Annotated in this window: 16 protein-coding genes; 10 read left to right on the forward strand and 6 right to left on the reverse strand. The window is 32.2% G+C overall.

Annotated features, from left to right (window positions below; translation table 11 throughout):
* Positions 1-181 precede the first annotated feature (181 nt).
* Genes KQI38_RS10065 through KQI38_RS10075 form a run of 3 tightly spaced genes read right to left on the reverse strand, consistent with a single transcriptional unit; the run spans position 182 to position 3,923 of the window.
* Positions 182-1,258, reverse strand: a complete 1,077-nt coding sequence (locus KQI38_RS10065; protein WP_094899577.1) for a GerAB/ArcD/ProY family transporter — start codon at positions 1,256-1,258, stop codon at positions 182-184.
* A 30-nt stretch (positions 1,259-1,288) separates the two neighbouring features.
* Complete coding sequence (locus tag KQI38_RS10070) at positions 1,289-2,440, reverse strand: Ger(x)C family spore germination protein (protein WP_216558965.1); 1,152 nt, start codon at positions 2,438-2,440, stop codon at positions 1,289-1,291.
* The gene (locus KQI38_RS10075) at positions 2,433-3,923 is read right to left on the reverse strand and encodes a spore germination protein (RefSeq protein WP_094899579.1); all 1,491 of its coding nucleotides are present in this window, start codon (positions 3,921-3,923) and stop codon (positions 2,433-2,435) included. The genes KQI38_RS10070 and KQI38_RS10075 overlap by 8 nt, the downstream gene beginning before the upstream one ends.
* A 123-nt stretch (positions 3,924-4,046) precedes the next feature.
* Here KQI38_RS10075 and murJ point away from each other — a divergent pair, with 123 nt between their 5' ends.
* From murJ to KQI38_RS10125, 10 genes are all read left to right on the forward strand, one after another.
* A complete protein-coding gene (murJ, locus tag KQI38_RS10080; protein ID WP_216558969.1) occupies positions 4,047-5,564 on the forward strand; it encodes a murein biosynthesis integral membrane protein MurJ in 1,518 nt (505 codons plus the stop codon).
* A 143-nt stretch (positions 5,565-5,707) separates the two neighbouring features.
* Positions 5,708-6,991, forward strand: a complete 1,284-nt coding sequence (locus KQI38_RS10085) for a hypothetical protein (RefSeq protein WP_094899581.1) — start codon at positions 5,708-5,710, stop codon at positions 6,989-6,991.
* 440 nt (positions 6,992-7,431) lie between these two features.
* Positions 7,432-8,142: a DUF5058 family protein gene (locus KQI38_RS10090; RefSeq protein WP_094899582.1), complete on the forward strand. Its 711-nt coding sequence runs from the start codon at positions 7,432-7,434 to the stop codon at positions 8,140-8,142.
* 20 nt (positions 8,143-8,162) lie between these two features.
* Positions 8,163-8,831 carry a hypothetical protein gene (locus KQI38_RS10095; protein ID WP_216558972.1) on the forward strand — a complete coding sequence of 223 codons (669 nt, stop codon included), beginning with the start codon at positions 8,163-8,165 and terminating at the stop codon, positions 8,829-8,831.
* A 44-nt stretch (positions 8,832-8,875) separates the two neighbouring features.
* Positions 8,876-10,003: a M20/M25/M40 family metallo-hydrolase gene (locus tag KQI38_RS10100; RefSeq protein ID WP_094899584.1), complete on the forward strand. Its 1,128-nt coding sequence runs from the start codon at positions 8,876-8,878 to the stop codon at positions 10,001-10,003.
* Positions 9,993-11,345, forward strand: coding sequence for an amidohydrolase (locus tag KQI38_RS10105; protein WP_216558975.1), 1,353 nt, complete (start codon positions 9,993-9,995; stop codon positions 11,343-11,345). The genes KQI38_RS10100 and KQI38_RS10105 overlap by 11 nt, the downstream gene beginning before the upstream one ends.
* A 119-nt stretch (positions 11,346-11,464) precedes the next feature.
* Complete coding sequence (locus KQI38_RS10110; protein ID WP_094899585.1) at positions 11,465-12,046, forward strand: LysM peptidoglycan-binding domain-containing protein; 582 nt, start codon at positions 11,465-11,467, stop codon at positions 12,044-12,046.
* Positions 12,047-12,235: 189 nt separating this feature from the next.
* On the forward strand, positions 12,236-13,831 hold the full coding sequence (locus KQI38_RS10115; protein ID WP_216558978.1) for a CTP synthase: 1,596 nt from the start codon (positions 12,236-12,238) through the stop codon (positions 13,829-13,831).
* 261 nt (positions 13,832-14,092) lie between these two features.
* Positions 14,093-16,018, forward strand: a complete 1,926-nt coding sequence (locus tag KQI38_RS10120) for an S-layer homology domain-containing protein (RefSeq protein WP_216558981.1) — start codon at positions 14,093-14,095, stop codon at positions 16,016-16,018.
* Positions 16,019-16,241: 223 nt separating this feature from the next.
* On the forward strand, positions 16,242-16,586 hold the full coding sequence (locus KQI38_RS10125; protein ID WP_094899587.1) for an FMN-binding protein: 345 nt from the start codon (positions 16,242-16,244) through the stop codon (positions 16,584-16,586).
* Positions 16,587-16,664: 78 nt separating this feature from the next.
* Here KQI38_RS10125 and KQI38_RS10130 read toward each other — a convergent pair whose 3' ends face one another.
* The 3 genes from KQI38_RS10130 to KQI38_RS10140 are packed head-to-tail and all read right to left on the reverse strand — an operon-like array spanning position 16,665 to position 20,754.
* Complete coding sequence (locus tag KQI38_RS10130) at positions 16,665-17,963, reverse strand: ABC transporter permease (protein ID WP_216558984.1); 1,299 nt, start codon at positions 17,961-17,963, stop codon at positions 16,665-16,667.
* Positions 17,956-20,040: a COG1361 S-layer family protein gene (locus KQI38_RS10135; RefSeq protein WP_094899589.1), complete on the reverse strand. Its 2,085-nt coding sequence runs from the start codon at positions 20,038-20,040 to the stop codon at positions 17,956-17,958. The genes KQI38_RS10130 and KQI38_RS10135 overlap by 8 nt, the downstream gene beginning before the upstream one ends.
* Positions 20,041-20,754, reverse strand: a complete 714-nt coding sequence (locus tag KQI38_RS10140) for an ABC transporter ATP-binding protein (RefSeq protein ID WP_235601217.1) — start codon at positions 20,752-20,754, stop codon at positions 20,041-20,043.
* Positions 20,755-20,865: the final 111 nt, after the last annotated feature.

Consider the following 20,865-nt stretch of genomic DNA (forward strand, 5'->3'; position numbering starts at 1 on the left):
ATTATGTAAACCATCAATGGAAATACATGGTATAAAGAGGTGAGAGACTAAAGTATGAAGGTGATAGGTCAAAACCTATCATAGTATGATTACATCATTATTTGATGGTTGTCCAGCAATGAAAAAGATATAAAGGGAAGAGCAATATGAGGAATAAAATAGATAGTTTTCCAAAAAGACATTAATAATGACCTTTTCTCATTGAACCTACAATCAGCGTCAATATAGGAATTACAAATTGGAAAGGTATAACATAATATTTGTATACATTGATGAATTTAAACATTTCCATAGTATCACTATAAATAAGCCTAGAAAAAATAATCATTAAAATACAGAGGATAATAGAGGTATTTCTAATATTTTTTAAATTAAAAAGTTTAATTATTCCAAGACAAGAAGCATATAGGCAAACTGCTATTTTGATAAAGCTACATAACAATAAATTTATTGAAATAATAATTTCTATTCTTTGAACAAAACCATTAATGTGTATCAGTGAAGTAGCATAATGGGAAGGAAAATAAATATTATATAGGTTAGGAAATCCAAGTAATAGAATATTTCTAAAAGTAGCGATCAGAAGTAGAAAACCACCTATGAGGATACCACTGATATAAATCTTAGTAGTATCTTTATTATTATTTAAAGTCCCCAAAAAAACCATAAACACAACAGTTTCAGCAAAAGGAAAAGTAAGTAGGGAATATCCATTGCTTATTACAGGCTTCCAGCCATTATATAGTATTGGCTGAATATATGAATAATTAAATTGAGGAATAGCTAGTATAAAAGTGGCAGAAATCATTATTACAATAAGTGGCAGAACTAATTTTGTCCATGTGGCTAGTACAGAAAATCCCGCATTAATAGCATATAAGGATAGAAGCCCTATAAAAATAGCTGGAATATATTGAGGGGTTTCTGGTAAAGAAACTACTTGAATATATTCAGTTGCATTTCTTATGTCAATAGCTCCAAGATGAAAAAAGTAAAATGTATAGACGAAAATAAAAAACTTTCCAAAAAAATTTCCATAGACCTTTGGCAATATATCTAATAACCCAGTGCCTGGAAAAATTAGAGCTAACTTTCCATAGATAAATGATAAGGGAATGGCCATGAACATAGCCATTAAAAGAGAGATCCAAGTATCTTCCATGGCTTCAGAGCTTCCGCTAATAAGCAGGGAAGTTCCAAGAACAAACATAACTATTGATGATATAAACTGAGAGTTTGAAATATTCTCTGTTTTCATTAACCTCACCGACCTTTGAATTAATTTAAGCTAGTGCATCCTGATAATATCGGATAAATGTCCACTGCTTCTAATATGAACGTCTACATCTATTTTTACATCTAAATCTTTAAAGATTTCACCCCAATTATCATCAATTTCCTTCCAAAGTTTGGGATTTTTTTTCTTTACTATACTTCCAAAACCAAATATATCTAATCCAAAATCTTTTTGCATATTATTTATTAGTTTTGAAATATTATTTTTTAGAAATTCTTCAGCAGTATATTTAATATGTTGAATATTAGATTCCTTCAAAATATTTATAGGAGTATCTGATTCTCCAATAGCTACTTCTGTTTTAATTTTTATATGCATAGAAAGTTTATCATTAGAAATAACAGGAGTAATTTTGGTCTTATTTTTGAAGATTTCTAAAGTTACATTGTCTAATGTAGTATTATCGGTTATGTCAATAGTAAGAAGACCACCTTCAATTTTGTCTCTTACAAATAGATAATATTTAACATCTTCTAAATCCATAAATCCAGCCAATTTATCTTTATTTAAAATAGCTCCTCCAGATAAGGCCATGGTTTGTTTTCCTTCATTAAATACCATATCCACAGTAGGAATTACTGCGCTAATTCCTTTATTAGAGATAGCATTTGTTAGCTCAGAAGCAAGAACATTAGGAACTTGAGATAATCTGTTGTTTGAAGTAATCATGTTTTCTATTTCAAAGGATCGTATTTTGGTAGATAAACTTTGTAAACTTAGTATCTCCTTCGCAGTGGGAGTTTTTGAAATTAGGAGATATAAAGTAAGTCTAGGCTCAGCATCTCTTACTATCCAGTCTAAAATAGGAATAATACCATCTTTAGCTACATCTTCACTAATTATCACAGTAGTGGCATGGCTCCAATATGGAGGCTTAGCAGAGATGTTAATCATATTTCTTACACATTCAAAAACACTTTCTCCATATGATTGCATTCTTATAGAGTCAAATTTTGGCTCTCTAATAGATGCAGATATATCTATTACTTCTGCTGTCATTTCGTATCCTTTACCTGAACTGACTTTATCAATGGCCATACCTGATATAAGAGCCAATTTTTCGATTTCCCTGTAGTTCCAGCATCCTGTAGTTAAAACTGCAATTAAAAGTATAAATAACGTAAACAGAAAAACTTTATTCATTTTTTTTACCTCCATTGCTTCGGATAGGGTCTTTATCTGCAATATGTTCAGGCCTAAATATCATATACCATCTAGGTGCTCTAACACCTGTGTCCTTCAGAGCTTGCATATTGAAAGTAGTCAAATTCGTCATAAATGGTATACCAAAAGATTTAAGTTTTAGTAAATGAATGAGGACAAATGCCATTCCTACTATGTAACCATATAATCCAAGTACTGCTGAAAGTAAGATTAGGGCTATTTTAATAAAGAGTGAAGCTGCTCCAAGGGCAGGAGTTATAAGACTAGTAATACCTGATAGTCCAACTACAATTACAATAGGAGCACTTACAAATCTTGCATCTACAGCTGCTGAACCAAGAACTAAAGCACCTACAATACTTAAAGCCTCGCCAATATAAGCAGGCATACGAGTTCCTGCTTCACGAAGTATTTCGAATACGATTAATAACCCAATAAGTTCAAAAACAGTAGGCAAAGGTACTCCTAACCTAGAAGCATATATACTCATAATTAGAGGTGTAGGGATCATTTCTTGATGATAAGTAACTAAGGCTAGATATATAGCAGGTATACTTATGGTTAAAATAAAACCTAATAAACGAATAATTCTATTTATAGAGGAAAAGTAATAGCTTAAATAATAATCATCACCAGATTGAAAAACCTCAATAAAAAGAAAAGGCAGAGTCATAACTACGGGGGAACCATCCACGAAAAGCAGTATTCTTCCCTCTAATAATTTTGCCATAGCTACATCAGGCTTTTCAGTTGTAGAGGTAGTTTCAAATAAAGAAAATGGTTGCTTATCAATATATTCTTGAATATACTTTACATCTAAAACACCGTCTATACTAATATTATTGAGCTGAGAATATAAGGTAGATAAAATTTCTTCGCTGGCCAGACCCTCAATATAACATATACAAAGCTTTGTATATGTTATTTCTCCAAGGGTCATAAATTTAAATTTTAAATTATTTGTTCTAGCTTTCCTTCTAATTAAAGACAGATTTATAATCAGAGACTCAGTAAAACCTTCCCTTGGACCACGGAGTACCTTTTCTACAGTAGGTTCTTGGATAGCACGAGTTCTCCATCCTTTGCTTCCAATAATAATTCCTTCTGAGAAGTTTTGTAAAAATAATATAGTATCTCCATCTATAATTGCGTTAATAAGATTTAAGACACTAGTGGTTTTTTCACATTGAGGTGAAATTATAACTTGGCTTTGTAAATAATCCACTAAATCTAGTTTAGAGGATTCAATAATGCTATTAGTAATAGGTTTAATTATACTTTCATTTATAATATTGTCATCTACCATACCATCAATGAAAAGAATACAGCATTCCACACTATGGTCATTCCTATTTTCAAATTTTCTTAGTCTGAGGGTATCATCGTCTTTAAATATTTCTTTTATTGTATTTATATTTTCATCCATAGAAGAAGACAGATGGTATTTTTCAAAACTATTCATAATTATTACACCCTTATAACAAAAATATTAAAATCAGTTCTAATTAGTTTTACCTAATAAGGGGTAAATATGCTATAATTAGCAAGAAAAAAAATTTAATATATAACAGCAAGGGTGAAAGATATGAAAAACATAGGCACTATGAAAAGCAGTACATTATATATTATCTATTTTGGAATAGTAACTAAGATATTGTTATTCATTAAAGATATTCTTACTGCATCAAAAATTGGAGTAAACTATAAAATGGATTCATATTTATTGGCTTTAAGTACTATTATGTTAATTACAAAGATAGTAGGGGATGGATTAATTGTAGCTATTATACCTGTACTACAAGAAATACAAGAAAAACACGGAGAGAAAAGAAGAATAGAATATACTAATAATTTAGTAAATGTTACAGTAATACTTTCGTTTATCCTTATTATCATGGGATATTTATTAGCGCCAAAGATAATCATGATATTTGGTCCAGGATTTAAAGGAGTAGAACTAGAAAAAACCATTTTTTTATATAGAGTGGGTTTACCTATTATAATGGTGTCATGGATAAGGTCAATAGGAGGAGGATTTTTACAGGCAGATCATGCTTTTAGGGCAGGTGCAAAGGGAGGAGTTTCCAATGTATTAGTGTATATTATTTATTTAATATTCTTTGCAGAGAAATTTAATTTAACAGGACTTATGATAGCTGGAATTATAGCAGTTATCTCTCAGATATATATTCTCCTAAGGACAATGGAAAAGCATGGTTATAAATATGCATGGAAACTGGATCTAAAGGATAAATATTTATTAAAGGTGGTTAAATTTTTATTGCCTATATTAATAGGGGTAGGAGTTAACGAGTTGAATAATTCAATAGATAATGCAATAGCTTCTACACTTCCAATTGGTAGTATTGCAGAATTAAGCTATGCCAATGAGATAGTCAATTTATTTTTAGGTTTATTTATAACAGCAATAGTTACAGTTATATTCCCAGTTTTATCCGAGAGCCATAGTAAAAAAGACATAGAAAATCTGAAGGCAGGAATAAACCATGGAATAGTTGTTTTATTAAAGATAGCAATCCCAGTATCTATTATATTAATGACAATGGCAGAGCCAATAGTCAAGATAGTTTTTGAAAGAGGGGCTTTTAATGCGGAGGCATCATTTTTTACGGCTGCTGCATTAGGATATTATGCTATGGGGCTTACAAGTATGGCACTTATACCTTTAATTACTAGAGCATATTATTCAATACACGATATGAAGACTCCAGTTGTTATTAGTATTTTGGCTCTTGTGGTGAATATAATTATAGATTTAACTTTAGCTCCAATTATGGGAGCAAGTGGTATAGCATTAGGAACTAGTGCTTCTGTTATATTATCCTCGATAATAGGAATATATGATTTAAATCGAAGGCTACAATTTACAGAAAGAAAAGATATTAGAGGAATATTAGTAAAGTTTTCAGTTGCAGCAGTTATTATGACAACTGGTATACTCCTTACCTATGGAGCCTTTGCAACATCTCTAGATAATGTTTTTTTATACAATGTAATTACCGTAGGACTTTCCATTGCAGTTGGATTAGGTTTATATATATTGGTATGTAAAGTTTTGGAACCCATGACCTTATATTATTAAAATTTAGGATATGTTCTATAAAATATCTCTTAATGGTACTTTTATAATATCTATGTTAGAATAAGCTTTAGAAAACATCTAATTGATAGATTTTAATTTCCTTTTTATATACTAGATAAATTCATTTGGGAGGATACAGAAGGATGAGAATTGCTATAATGGGAGCTTCGGATTCAGTAGAGAAAATATATAAAGTTCTATCTCAAGAGGAAAAGAATATAGAATTTATTAAATATGCCGAAGATGAAATAAAAAAACTTATAGAAATAGCAAGAAATATTGATACTGGAATAGATGGTATATTTTTGACTGGAATAGGTGTTTATTCGGAGCTTTCTTCACAAATAAGATTTGAACAGCCAGTCGTATATACAGAAAGAGGTATAATAGGTATTATTAAAGCTATGTGCGAATTTCGTATGGATTGGAAAGATATTAAAAATGCAAGAATTGCTTTAGATATAATTGAGGAAAAAGATTTACTTGATGTATTTAATGAGTTTAATATAGAAGTCAAAAGTTATGATATTCAAAAATATTTACCTTCTAAGAATGAAGAGGACTATATAAAATATTATCTAGAAAAGTATGAGGAGAAACAAATTGATTGTATCTTTACATCTTTTGGATATATATATAATTATTTAAAAAATCATGATATTCCTGTTTATAGAATACAAGCAACGAATATTGATATTAAAAATCGATTTACTGAATTAAAGAATAGTATCAGATTAAAAAATATGAATGAACGTGTAACTCAAATACAGGTTATTCAAGTAGTTGAGAAGAATGGTGAACTTTATAATAGTATAGAGGGACAGTTTCAATTAGAAGAAGAAATTCTAATGTATTCTAAAGAGATTGAAGGAATGATGCAGACTATTAATACAAATGAATATCTTATTATATCGAATAAAGGTGCCTTATTGAGCCGAGAGAATATAAATTCTTTATCTAAGATAGTAAATAATTGTAAGTTAAATAATATTATACTTGGCATAGGAATAGGTGAAGGTGTAACTCTTTATCAATCTGAAATAAATGCAAGAAATGCCTTAAGGAAGAGTATTTCTGAAAAACAAGGTAATATTTATTTTTATGATGGAGAAAACGTAGTAGGTCCAATTCTTAGAGAAAGTCAAATTAAATACAAAAATTTAGCAGATAAAAAAACTCTACAATTATCTAAAGAAATTGGAATTAGTTACCAATATATTGAAAAAATTAATGGTGTAATAAATAAGTTAGGTAGAGATGAATTTACAAGTCAAGAACTCTCTGAAATCCTTTCTATAAGTGAACGTAGTGCGAATCGTATTCTAAAAAATATCATAGATAAGGGATACGGTGAGGAATCAAACTTGGAGAATTCATTAGGTGCTGGTAGACCCCGTCGTAAGATTAAAATCAAGCTAAAGCCATAGGATATATTTAAAACTCTAATTATTTTATTGATTAGAGTTTTTATAATGTAAGAAATATAAAGGATTATTGACAATTATAAAAAAATGTAATACAATTTAGACAATTAAGGACCTATTTAGGACACGAATGATAAATAATTATCACTTGGTTTTTCATTAGTAGCTTATATTTTATAGAATACTCCTATGAAAAAACATTTTCATTTTCCAAACTAAAGAGTTGTTAAATATTATAAAAGGAAGTGATAAGAAACATAATATATTAAATGAAGATTTAATTGATTAACCAATTTTGCTAACAATGAATACAGAAATTTTATAAAATTGATACTGAATTATAGTAGTTTGGAATATTTAAATGTGTCAAAGAGTATTTCTAAAAATTAAGATATGATTTAAATTAAGTAATTCTACAATTAATGAAAAGGTGGAGGTAAAAGATGGGACAAACAAATCATTTATTTTATGCAAATCACCCTATTATGTGGATTGTATCAATAATTGGTATATCCATTATATTAATCCAATCTGTATTAATAACTAGAAAATCAATTAAAGCTGGTTTAGATATGGGAATGGATCATTCTAGGATAAAAAAAGGTATTAAAACAAGTGCTATTGGCAGTGTAGGTCCAGCACTAGGAGTTGTGGGAAGTCTATTAGCCTTATTAGTTACTATGGGATCCCCTGTATCTGCATTTAGATTAAGTATAATTGGTGGATCTAACTTTGAGGCAATGGCAGCTAATTTTGGGGCTCAAGCCTTAGGATCAGAACTTTCTACTAATATGACTCCTGTTGTATTTACAAATGCTTTATGGACAATGGCATTAGGATCAATTGGATGGATAATATTTGTATATTTATTTGCACATAGAATGGATAAGGTAAATAACCTGTTAACTAGCGGAAGAAAGGCATTATTGCCAGCAGTGAGTGTAGGTGCTATGCTTGGATCTTTTGCCTATTTTAATGTGGGTAATTATTTAAAAGTTAAGACAAATCCAGATATAACGGTTTCAGCAATTTCAGGTCTAATTATTATGATTATTTGTTTGAAGTTAGGAGAAAAGAAATTCACTTGGTTAAAAGAATGGGCTCTAACAATTGCAATGTTTGGAGGAGCAATTATTGGAACTTTAACATTTTAGAGTATAGGAGGACTATATAGATGAACATTTATGATGAATATATTAAAGATATTACAAAGATTGGTAGATTTACTATGCTTCTTGGGCTTGTTGTAAGTTTCCTTCCTCCAGCAGTTATGACTTGGGGATTTGGATTTAATCCTGGACTTGGAGCAATTATAGCTGGAGCAATTTCTCAGATATCGGTTTCGGGAGCTTTTTATTTTAGTGAACCTATTAGTTATTTTCCCATTGTAGGTAGAGCTGGATTATATATGGGATTTCTATCAGGGAATTTGGTAAACATGAGAATACCAGCAGCAGTATCAGCTTTAGAAGGATCAGGTTATAAATCTGGTACTGATGAAGGAGCAATTATGGGAACTATAGGAATCGGAGTTTCTATATGGGTTGGAATTGTATTTTTATTATTAGCTGTATTTGCTGGGCAAACTGTTTTATCTGCATTGCCTGAATCCTTTATGAAAATGTTATCGCTAATTATTCCTGCATTATTTGGTGGAGTTTTTGCTCAATTTGCAATAAAGTCACCAAAAACTGGTGCGTTTGCTCTTACAATTGCTTTCATAATGACAAAAATTGTAGCTTTTATTCCAGGTCAGCCATCATTTATAGTTACTTTAGTAGCAGTATTTTCAACAATTGCGTTTGCTAAAAATCAATTAAGTAAGCAAATAGATAATAAATAAATCTAAGTAAGTTACTAATAAATAAATATTAGGAGGTCATAGTCTTGAATAAAGAAAGATTATTAAACAACCTAGTTGAGATGTTAAAGATTCATTCACCTTCAAAAAAAGAAGGAAAGTATGCAAGCTATCTTGTTGAACTGCTAGAGGGAATGGGGGCATCAATATACTTGGATGAAGGATATTTACAATATGGTGGAGACTCACCTTCAATCATAGCTAAGTTTTCTGGTGACATAGAAGGTGATGGAATTACACTTGCTGCCCATATGGATGTAATAGAACCTAATTTAGATGTAGAGCCAATAATAGAAGATAATATTATTAGAACTAATGGAACTACTACATTAGGTGGAGATGATAAAGGCGGAATAGCGAGCATTATAGAAGTTTTAAGGACTATTAAAGAAGAGAAGATATCACACAAAGACATTTATGTTGTTTTAACACCTTGTGAAGAAGTAGGTATGCTTGGTGCAAAACATTTTAATTGGGAAAAAGTTCCTAAAGACATGATGCCTTCAAAAAATATGGTAGTTGTAGATAATGCTGGAGCTGCTGGAATTATTGCACATTCTGCTCCAAGTAAGTATGATATTGAAATTAATTTTCAAGGTAGAAAAGCCCATGCCGGAATAGAGCCTGAAAAGGGTATAAATGCTATTAGCCTTGCGTCTTATGCTTTATCTCGTATGGATATAGGCAGAATAGATGATTTGACTACATCAAATATTTCCACAATAAGCTCTGAATTCCCTTCAAATGTAGTTCCGGATATGTGTAGAGTTACTGGGGAGGTAAGAAGTCATTCAGAAGAAAGAATTCTAGAAATTATTGAATCCTATAAAAAGATATGTGAAGATGCAGTCGAAAAATTAGGCGGAATATATAAATTTGACTATAAATGTGATTATCCGGTATTGAAACCAAAGGATGATTTGAGTTTTGCCAAAGAATTCTCTAAAATATATGAAGAAATTAATGTCCCTGCTGAACTTAAGGTGATTGGAGGAGGATCAGATAGCAATATATTTGCTAAACAAGGATTTAATTCAATTATTATTGGAGTTGGAATGTATAAGGTGCATACTGTTGATGAGTATTTAGAGATTGATGAGCTATTTAAAACAACAGAGGCGATTATTAGATATATAAAAAAGGATGAACAGTAAAATGGGCATTGAAAAAGAAAAAATGAAATCTAAAGTAATTTCTGCCATTGAGGAAAATCGAAACTTGATTTTCGATATAGGTAGAAAGATTTATCAAAATCCAGAACTTGGCTATAAGGAATTTGAAACTACAAAACTTGTTAAAGAATTTTTCAAGAATGAATTAAATCTTAATGTAGTTGATAATATTGCCTATACCGGTTGCAAAGCTCAAATAAATGAAGATAAATCTGGCCCAAAGATTGCAGTTTTAGGTGAACTAGATGGTATAGTTTGTAATGGTCATCAAGATGCTTTAGATTCAGGAGCTTCACACACTTGCGGACATAACATACAGATTGCAGGAATGTTGGCTGTGGCAATTGGACTTATAAAGTCAGATGTATATAAGGAATTAGATGGCAAAATTGATTTTATTGCAACACCTGCAGAAGAATTTGTAGAACTGGATTACAGAAATAAACTTAAGGAAAAAGGAATTATCAAATATTTTGGGGGAAAACAAGAATTAATAAGAAATGGCACCTTTGATGATGTTGATATTTCCATTATGTTTCATGTTCTAGATACAGGAGATAAAAAGGTATTGGTTGGTCCAGTAAGTAACGGATTTATTGGAAAGGATGTTAGGTTTATTGGTAGAGAGGCTCATGCAGGTAATGCTCAGCACAAAGGAGTAAATGCACTGAATGCAGCATTATTAGCCATGAATAATATTAATGCTCAAAAAGAGACATTCCTAGATAGTGATAAAGTAAGGATTCATCCAATCATAACAAAGGGTGGAGACATTGTAAATGTAGTACCAGCAGATGTGCGAATGGAATCATATACAAGAGCGAGAACCGTACAAGCAATGATAGATGCCAATGAAAAGGTTAATAGGTCATTGATTGCTGGAGCCATGGCTGTAGGTGCAAATATTGAAATCAAGGAATTACCAGGATATTTGCCAATGCTAAAACATCAAAATATGGAAGTGATATTATTTAAGAATCTGTTAAGTCTTGGAATTCCCCAAGATGATATAATACAAGGAGGAGATTTTACAGGCTCCTTTGATTTAGGTGATGTATCCCATATTATGCCGACTTTACATCCTATGTTCGGTGGCATAAGGGGAGAACTTCATTCAAAAGAATATTGTATAGTTGATGAGGAGTACCTCTATCTGGAGCCAGCTAAGGCATTAGCTTTAACCATAATAGATTTGCTCTTTGATAATGCAAAAGAAGCTAAGAATATCCTTAAAGATTTTGTTCCCGCTATGACAAAAGAAGAATACCTTAGTTTTATGGATTCAAATGATAAGATCATAAAAAAGGAGTTTTTAGATAAATAGATTTACATTTTAAAAGGAGTTTTCCTTATTATTAGACTCATTTCCTTCTCATTTGGAACCTATCGTTTTTATTTGAATATAATATATTGAGTTATAATTCAAATAAGGGAGGTTAAACCATGGAGATTAATCAAATAACATGCCCTATAGGATCAACACCATATATTATAAAAGCAGGAGATACATTCTTCCAAATAGCTAGAACCTTTGGAATATCTCTTAATGCTTTAATAGCAGCTAACCCTGGGGTGGATCCAAATAGATTGTTTATTGGTCAAGTAATTTGTGTACCAACAGCTGCTCCACCGCCACCTATATCTAGCTGTCCTACTTTAAGTATTGGCAGTAGAGGAGCTTCTGTAGCACAACTTCAAGAACTTCTAAGGAACGCAGGATTTAATCCAGGAGCTATAGATGGTATTTTCGGCACTGGAACACAGGCAGCCGTTATAGCATTCCAAAGAAGTAGAAATCTTGTACCTGATGGAATAGTGGGTAGAATGACATGGACTGCACTTGGTGTAAATTGTGCTCCGACTACAACCTGTCCTCCAGGAACATTTGCCTATACAGTTAGAGCTGGAGATACTTTCTTTACTCTTGCACAAAGATTTAACACTACAGTAGATGCTATTCAACGTGCTAATCCAACTGTGAATCCAAATAGCCTACAAATAGGTCAGGTAATTTGCATACCTTAATCTAAAATCTAAAAATTAATTAGATGATATAAGCTAGGGATATTCTCAAAACTGATGTTGAGAATATCCCTTTGTCTGTTTTATTCACCTTTTTGTAACCATCTAAATAATTGACATATTTTTTTATATAAGATAAACTAATAGGATAGAATATAATTGAAAGAGTTATTTTGAGGAGGTTTTGTTAAAGTGTCCACTAAGTATATATTCGTTACAGGTGGAGTAGTTTCATCCTTAGGTAAAGGTATTACAGCTGCTAGTTTAGGGCAGCTTTTAAAGAGCAGAGGACTTAAGGTTACTATTCAAAAATTTGATCCATATATAAATGTTGATCCAGGGACTATGAGCCCTTATCAACATGGCGAAGTGTTTGTTACCGACGATGGTGCAGAAACAGATTTAGATTTAGGTCATTATGAGAGATTTATTGATGTAAATTTGAGTAAATATAGTTCGGTAACTTCTGGTAAGATCTATTGGTCTGTACTTAACAAAGAGAGAAAGGGGGAATACAACGGTAGAACTGTTCAGGTAATTCCTCATATTACAAATGAAATCAAAGAAAGAATTATAAGAGCATCTAAGGAAAGAGATGTAGATATTGTAATTACTGAGATAGGTGGAACTGTAGGAGATATAGAATCCTTACCTTTTTTGGAAGCTATTAGACAAATAAAATATGATGTAGGCAAAGAAAATGTAATGTATATCCATGTAACTCTAGTACCGTTTTTATCTAAGGCAGGAGAGTTAAAGACTAAGCCTACACAACATAGCGTGAAGGAGCTTAGAGGCCTTGGTATTCAGCCTGATGTACTTATTTGTAGGACAGAGGTTCCTCTAGCTAGGGATTTGAGAGAGAAAATTGCTTTATTCTGTGACTTAGCTCCATCAGAAGTCATCGAAAATAGCGATGCTTCTACTATATATGAGATTCCTCTAATGTTAGAGAGAGAAGGTCTTCCGCAATTAGTCATAGATCATCTTAATTTAAAATGCGGAGAACTAGATTTATCTGAGTGGAATGAAATCGTTGATAGAGTAAATAATCCACAAGGTAAGGTGAAAATTGCTTTAGTAGGTAAATATGTTGAATTAAAAGATGCTTATATTTCTGTATCCGAGTCCTTAAATCATGGTGCCATAGCAAATAATGTGGAAGTTGAGATTAAGTGGATACATGCTGAGGAAATAAACAATGATAATTGTAATGAGTTATTGTCTGATGTAGATGGAATTTTAGTTCCAGGTGGATTTGGTGATAGGGGAGTAGAAGGTAAGATATCAGCTATTAAATATGCAAGAGAAAATAAGATTCCTTATTTAGGCATATGTTTAGGTATGCAGTTAGCTGTTATAGAATTTGCTAGAAATGTAGCAAATCTCAAAGGAGCTCACAGCTCTGAACTTAATTCAAGCACCGATTATCCAGTAATAGATTTGATGCCAGAGCAAAAGGATATAGATACTCTTGGCGGAACCATGAGATTAGGTTTATATCCATGTAAGATTAAAGAGGACACTAAGGCTTTTGAAATATATAATGATGAAATTATATATGAAAGACATAGGCATAGATATGAGTTTAATAATGAATATAGGGATAAGCTAGAGGAAGAAGGACTTGTTATAGCTGGAGTATCTCCTGATGAAAGATTAGTTGAGATGATTGAATTAAAAGATCATCCTTGGTTTGTAGCAGTTCAATATCATCCAGAATTTAAGTCTAGACCAACGAAAGCTCATCCATTGTTTAGAGAATTTATTAAAGCAGCGATAAAATAATGCACAATTCAAAATGAAAACAAATGCACAATTCACAATGCACTAGGTGAACAAACCCTAAAGGACTACCGAATTATACCCTGCGGGGCAAATATCAGTAGCTAAGCGATGTACACAAAATTGAAAATCACAATTTTGGTACCCTGCTTAAATGCACAATTAAAAAAGCGACCACAGGTCGGACAAAAGACCCAATAGCTAGACTTAAACAATTGTGAACTGTGAATTGTAAATTGTGAATTGATTAAAGGGGGGCTATATGTGAAAATTAGAAAAGGCTGGAAAAAGGGAGTTACTACAATTTTAGCTTCAGCAATATTAGTATCATCTATCCCAAGCTATGGTGCAGCACCTAGATTTAAAGACGTATCTGCTAGTCATTGGGCTTATACTTATATTGAAGAAATGGCAAGCTTAGGATATATAGCTGGAACAGGTGATGGAAAATTTTTGCCTGATGCACCTAAAGGTATATTAAACTTTGATGCAGCTATGTCGCTGATGGCAAGATTAACTAATCCTACAACAACAGAGAAAACTAATGCTTCCTATGCTTATAATGCGTTATTGAATGAACTTAAGATAGAAGATTGGGCTAAGGAAGGACTAGCTATTGCTTTATATAAAAATATAATTACAGAATCACAACTGAGAACTATCTCCAAGAATGGACAAATCAAAAAGCCAATTAGTAAAATAAATACATGTGAATATTTAGTTAAAGCTATGGGTTTAGAAGATACTGCTAAAAACAAACAAATAGTATCATTGACTTATAAAGATGTAATGAGTATGTCTGCTATTCAAACTAAATATGTATCTGTTTTAATAGATGCTGGAGTATTAGATCCTAAGGGACAGGGAGATGGTACATTTGGTCCTAATACTCAACTGACAAGAGCTGTAATGGCTAAGATGATGTCCACAGCTTATGATTATATGAAAGGCAATCCTACAACTCCAACAACTCCTACAACTCCCGAAACGCCGAAGAATGAGACTGAGACATTAAGAACTGTAATGATAAAGATTTCAGATGTAGGAGTATATAAATTCCTAATGGTAGAAGATACTAATGGTGGAGAAGTTGCTTATCAAGTAATGAATAACACATCTATAACTGTAGATGGAAAGGCAACTACTTATCTTGGATTGGCCGAGGGGCAAGAAGTAGAGTTGAGTATTAAGAAGGGGACTAAAGAACTTATATCAGTTAAAGCAACATCCCTTGAAGAAGAAATATCAGGTAAAATAAAATATTTAAACTCTACTACATCTAAAATGACTGTTGAATATACAGAGAACAAGAAAACTGTATCTAAAGATCTTACTGTAGATAAAAATGCAGATATATATTTAGATGGTAAGTCTGCATATTTAAAGAATTTAAAAGAAGGAGATTTAGTAGAGTTAAAGGTTAAAAATGGAGTAATATATGATATTGAAGCTGAGAGTAAAGAAAAGAAGGTAGAAGGTATCATAAAGGAAATAACTCCTGTTAAAGATAGTAAAGATAAAGAATATAATATCACTATAGTTGATTCTAAAGATAACACATATAAATTTTTAATTAATAGTAAAACTTATATAACTAGGAATAATAGAGTGACAAAACCAGAGGATTTAAAGGTAAAAGATGAAGCCCATATCATAGCTGAATACGATGTAGCTACAGATATAGAGGCAAAAGTAGTTAAGAAAAACATTAAGGGTCTTATAGTTAAGATGACTACTGTACTTCATCAAAATACTGAACTTGTAATCTTAAACCAAGATACTAAGAAGGAAGAAACTTATATTCTTGGTAAAGATGTATATATTAGAGTAGATAAAAAGATTACTAATTCTCTAGACTTAAGGACTGGATTCTATGTTGAAGTAGTTACTGAAGGTGATGAGATTACTGAAATAGAGGCAGATTCTAGAGGATTAGAGGCCACTGTAATAGGTAAGATTGATTATATAAATTCCAGAACTGGAGATATAACATTAATAATTGAATATTTTGATTTAGATGGTTCAAAATATGGTGATGAAATAACTGTCTATGTTAAATCAGATGTAGTAGTTGCTGATAGAAACCTAAGGTCAATATCTTTTTCAGATTTACGAAGAGGAGATAGGATAAATGTAATTGGTAGCTATGATGGTTCTTCATTTATAGCAAATACTATACAATTGAGATAATATTAAACTAATTAAAATAGTCCATTGGGTTGTAAGTTTAAACCAATGGACTATTTTTTATAGTGGATAGGAGTTCCAAGAAATCGACTCCTAATGCTTCTCTTGGAGGCTTTTTCTTATTATACTTAAAAGAAAATGGAAATTTTTCATAATTTGTTATATAATGATATATGTCTGGCATATCTTAAGATATGCTAAATATGCAAAAAAGGGGGTAGAGAAGATGAAGAAGTCAATATTGGCAGTTGCTCTAGTTTTAGCTATGATGCTTACTCTAGTTGGCTGTGGTGAAAAGGCTCCAGTATATAATGATAGTACATATGAAGGTACTGGACAGGGAAATAATGGAGATATCACAGTTTCAGTAGAAGTAAAGGATGGAAAGATTGCAAATGTAGAGGTATTATCTCATGAAGAGACAGAAGGAATCTGTGAGCCTGCAATAGAACAAGTACCTGCAAGTATAGTAGAGAAAAATTCAACGGAGGTTGATACAGTATCAGGAGCTACTAATACTAGTAACGGTATTATAGAAGCTGTAAAGGCTGCACTTGAAGGTGCAAAATAATAAATAGAATAAAAAATGCTGCTTTTATATATGAAAGCAGCATTTTACAAAGGGAGACTAATTAGTCTCTTTTTTAGTCTATTCTGTTCTTATAGCTTCCAATGCGGATAAATTCATAGCACGTCTAGCTGGGAAGTATCCTGACATTATTCCTATAAGGGCTGAGAATGCCATGGCAGCAAAGATTAACCATATTGGGATTATAGATATCTTTGTAGCTCCATATGCACCTATAGCCTGACCAAATTGTCCACTAAATTTATTTATAAGGAAGGATATCAAATAGGAAAATCCTACTCCAAAAACACCTCCCGTAAGGCCTATAAGTGCCGATTCAAATAAGAATAGTCTCTTTATATCCTTAAGGGAAGCACCTATTACCTTCATTACTCCAATTTCTTTAGTTCTTTCATATATGCTCATTACCATGGTATTTGTAATACCTATAGCTGCTACTAAAAGTGATACTGCACCGATACCGCCTAGTACAGCTTGGATTACTGCAGCTTGTTTTTTCATGGATTCTAGCTCATCGTTCAAACTATAGGCTTCATATCCCATTTCTTTGATTTGTTTTTGAACTTCCTGAACATTTTTCATATCGTTGACTTTAACATCTACTTTATTGTATCCAGTTTCTTTTTTTCTGCCTGGCTGAGGTTTTTGATTTTCAGCTTTTTCTTTTTCTTTTAGAAGTTTTTGAACTTCTGTAATAGGCATATAGATTCCATATCCTGTTTGCCAATCACCCTCAGTTAATACACCTGCAACCTTAATTTTATATTCTTTATAGCTTGGTTTCTTCTCTCCAGGACTAGACCAACCATAATTTGGGTCTAAGGTAAGGGTCATTCTATCCTTCATAAGGTTTATTTTTGGTTCTCTCCAAACCCTTGACTTCGGTTCATAGAAACTATCTTTCATTCGCCCGCCAAATACTACTGTTAACTCATCATTTTTACTTAGGAGTCTGCCTTCTGCTACTTCGAATCCAAAGGCTTCCATAGAATCAGGATCTATTCCTCTAATAGGAGCATTGGATAGGTATCTCCCATTAATTATGGAACCATAGGCTTCTAGCATTGGACTTACAGCTGCAACATTAGGTATTAATTTAAATGAGGCTACAGCTTTGTCATCTAAGACTGCTTGCTTTTGTCCAGGCTGTTCTACCCAACTCTTTTGAACATTTATAGTAGTCAAGCTGCCCCATTGAGCTATTTGCTCCTCAAAGGATTTACTCATTCCAAAGCCAAGGCTAAGCATTACTATGATGGAGCTAGCTCCTATGATTACTCCAAGGACTGTAAGAAAGGTTCTTAGTTTTCTTCTCCACAGATTTTTTATTCCCATTCTAAATAAGTCTAAATTACTCATCTAGGGCCATTTCCTTTTCTTTTTTCTTTTTCTTGTAGAAAATAAAACCTCCTACTCCAGCTCCTATGATTATTAAACTAATCCATAGCCATTTAGATTTGAGAATTCCCTTGATCCCACCAGGTTTCATATCATCTGGAGTTGGCATTTCACCAGGGAATTCCTCCATTGGAGGCATTTCTGTTACATTTAGTGTAAATTCTTTTCTTAGTTCTTGTTTTTGACCTGTGGAGTCTTCGTAGGTAAATAGTACAGCACCTGTTAATTCACCAGGCTGAGATGGTATTACCATTCCTTCAAAAAATTCACTACTACCACTATCGAAATTACCAACATAATAGCTTCCGTTTTCAGTTTGGAAATCTCCTTCTAATTTAACCATCATATTGTATAGAGTAACTTTACCGGTATTATAGAACTCCAATGATACTGGAAGTGGCTGACCTACCATTGCATCAGGATAAAGCTGTAATTCTGCAGTTTCTAGTCTTGATTGTTGGACTACAGGAACTCCAATTAACTCAATATCTTTTAATTCAGTACCTTCACTATCTTCATATTCAAAGTTTGCTGTTATAGTATGAGTCTTTGCAATGGCATCTGGTACAGTAAACATAGTAATAGTTTTTTCAACTCTACCTTTAGGTGGTATAGAGTCGATATAGAAAGTATTTGAGCTATCTACTGGTGTAAATGCAGAGTTACCAGCCTTTTCAGTATCCTTGGTAGCACCAGATTCTGCTGTTAAAAATATTTTTATGTTTTTTACAGCCTTGTTGCTAGAAGTATTATAGAAGGAAAGAGTCATCTCAAAATTTTCTCCAGCTTTAACAAGTTGTGGCTCGAAACTATATTTATCTATGATTAACTTTGGTTTGCCCTTAGTAGAATCTCCAGTTTCTGGTGCTACTACAAATACACCTACGAATTGTTCAACTGTATCTTCTTTTCCTAAATCATCTACATATTTTACTGTGATTTTAATAGGGTAGTTTTTAGTTTCAGAGGCTTTTGTAGTTAAAAATTTAAAATTAACTTTTTCTGTAGCACCCTTAGCTAAGGAATTAAGTTTTATAGTGCTTACTGTTTTAGGTACTACTCCACTTTGGTCTTCACTGCTAGCTGTGATGACCACATTCTTTGCATCTGCTTGCCCTTGATTTCTTATATCAAAACTTATATCTACTTCTTTATTTTGGCCAATGGAGCCTGTAGGGGAAACTAAGTTCTCTATTATTAGATTAGAAGATTGACCTTTATTTCCAGCAACAGTTATAAAGAAGTTACTTTTATCTTGTATAGCTTGATTTTTTACATCTTTATAGGATAAGTCTAATTTTAGCTCATAACTTCCGCCTGCTAATGTTTTTGAAGACTTCAATTCAAAATATATATAGGTTTTCTTACCAGCTTCTAGAGATTGAACTGTCTTATAGTTTACACCGTTTGCTAATGTAAATCCTTCATTGGTTAGACCTTCTAGAGTTACTCTTAGATCCTTTGCAATGGCACTGCCTATATTTCCTATCTCAAAGCCTACGGCAATAGTTTCCCCTGCATTAACAGTAGAAGAAGGCATGATATCTACTCTATTGACTACTAATTGCGGTGAAGTCTTATCTTGTGCCACTCTGATGTTGATATTTTCTGTTAATGTGAATTTCTGTGGTGGTACATATCCTTCTTCTCCAGGCCACCCATATTCTTCACTATAATAAGTTATATTTAGTGGTAATGAATAATTTTTACCATCAGCTGATTCATCTACTTTTACTCTAAAAGATAAGGTTCCTGTACTGCCATCCCTAAGATTTCTGATACTATCATGTGAAGAGCCATCGATATAGACTACTCCAGTGGATTCACCACTTAAGCTTCCAGAAATATTAGTTGCATAACCATTTCCAGTATTTGTAAGTTTCACTGATACAGAGACAGTTTCTCCTGCCTTTGCAGTATAGGTATTTGAATTACTGATTACTAAATTAGGATTTCCTTCACCATAGGCAAATCCTATATTTGGTACTTGAAGTATAACTAATAATACTGCTAAAAAAATACTTAAAACTCTTTTCATCTAATTTACTGCCCCCTTTATTATGTTTTCATTTTCTGTAATCTTTTCTATATGTCCATCCCTTAGATATACTACCCTATGTGCATAATCAGCGATCTCTACGTCGTGAGTTACTATAATTAGGGTTTGTTTAAATTCGTAAGCCATTCCAGTGATTAGATTCATAATCTCAAGTGTAGTTCTTGTATCTAGATTTCCTGTAGGCTCATCAGCAAATACTATTTGTGGCTTACCTACAAATGCTCTTGCAATACTTACCCTTTGCTGCTGTCCACCACTCATCTCGGAAGGTTTATGGTGAAGTCTCTTTTCTAGTCCTACATCAATTAACATTTGTTTTGCCATTTTCTCTCTATTAGCTTTTGGTATGCCTTGGAAAGTAAGACCTAGACTTACATTTTCTAAAGCTGAAAGAGTAGGGATTAGATTATAGGATTGAAATACAAAGCCCACATATTTCTGACGAAATTTAGTTACATCTCTTTCATTCATCTTGTGTATTGGATATTTACCTATGGTGATTTCACCCTTTGTGGGTTTTTCCAAACCTGCCATCATGTTCAATAATGTAGACTTACCAGATCCAGATGTGCCAAGTAAACATATAAATTCTTCTTTTTTAATGGACAGAGATACATTATCAAGGGCAATAATTTTTTCATCTCCCATTCTATATACCTTTCTTAAATTGCTTAATACAATTAGATCCTCCAAAAATTAGTTCACCCCCATGTAATTATTGCTAATTCCATTTTACCATAATATAGTTTATTAAATAGTTACAATATTATTAAAGTTTATATATCTATCTTACAGTTTTGTAAG

Source organism: Tissierella carlieri (genome assembly GCF_018917285.1).
GTDB lineage: Bacteria > Bacillota > Clostridia > Tissierellales > Tissierellaceae > Tissierella > Tissierella carlieri.

What these genes read in the sequence shown, in the direction of transcription:
- KQI38_RS10065 (WP_094899577.1), bottom strand. Translation starts at nt 1,258, where the DNA reads ATGAAAACAGAGAATATTTCAAACTCTCAGTTTATATCATCAATAGTT.
- KQI38_RS10070 (WP_216558965.1), bottom strand. Translation starts at nt 2,440, where the DNA reads ATGAATAAAGTTTTTCTGTTTACGTTATTTATACTTTTAATTGCAGTT.
- KQI38_RS10075 (WP_094899579.1), bottom strand. Translation starts at nt 3,923, where the DNA reads ATGAATAGTTTTGAAAAATACCATCTGTCTTCTTCTATGGATGAAAAT.
- murJ (WP_216558969.1), top strand. Translation starts at nt 4,047, where the DNA reads ATGAAAAACATAGGCACTATGAAAAGCAGTACATTATATATTATCTAT.
- KQI38_RS10085 (WP_094899581.1), top strand. Translation starts at nt 5,708, where the DNA reads ATGAGAATTGCTATAATGGGAGCTTCGGATTCAGTAGAGAAAATATAT.
- KQI38_RS10090 (WP_094899582.1), top strand. Translation starts at nt 7,432, where the DNA reads ATGGGACAAACAAATCATTTATTTTATGCAAATCACCCTATTATGTGG.
- KQI38_RS10095 (WP_216558972.1), top strand. Translation starts at nt 8,163, where the DNA reads ATGAACATTTATGATGAATATATTAAAGATATTACAAAGATTGGTAGA.
- KQI38_RS10105 (WP_216558975.1), top strand. Translation starts at nt 9,993, where the DNA reads ATGAACAGTAAAATGGGCATTGAAAAAGAAAAAATGAAATCTAAAGTA.
- KQI38_RS10110 (WP_094899585.1), top strand. Translation starts at nt 11,465, where the DNA reads ATGGAGATTAATCAAATAACATGCCCTATAGGATCAACACCATATATT.
- KQI38_RS10125 (WP_094899587.1), top strand. Translation starts at nt 16,242, where the DNA reads ATGAAGAAGTCAATATTGGCAGTTGCTCTAGTTTTAGCTATGATGCTT.
- KQI38_RS10130 (WP_216558984.1), bottom strand. Translation starts at nt 17,963, where the DNA reads ATGAGTAATTTAGACTTATTTAGAATGGGAATAAAAAATCTGTGGAGA.
- KQI38_RS10135 (WP_094899589.1), bottom strand. Translation starts at nt 20,040, where the DNA reads ATGAAAAGAGTTTTAAGTATTTTTTTAGCAGTATTATTAGTTATACTT.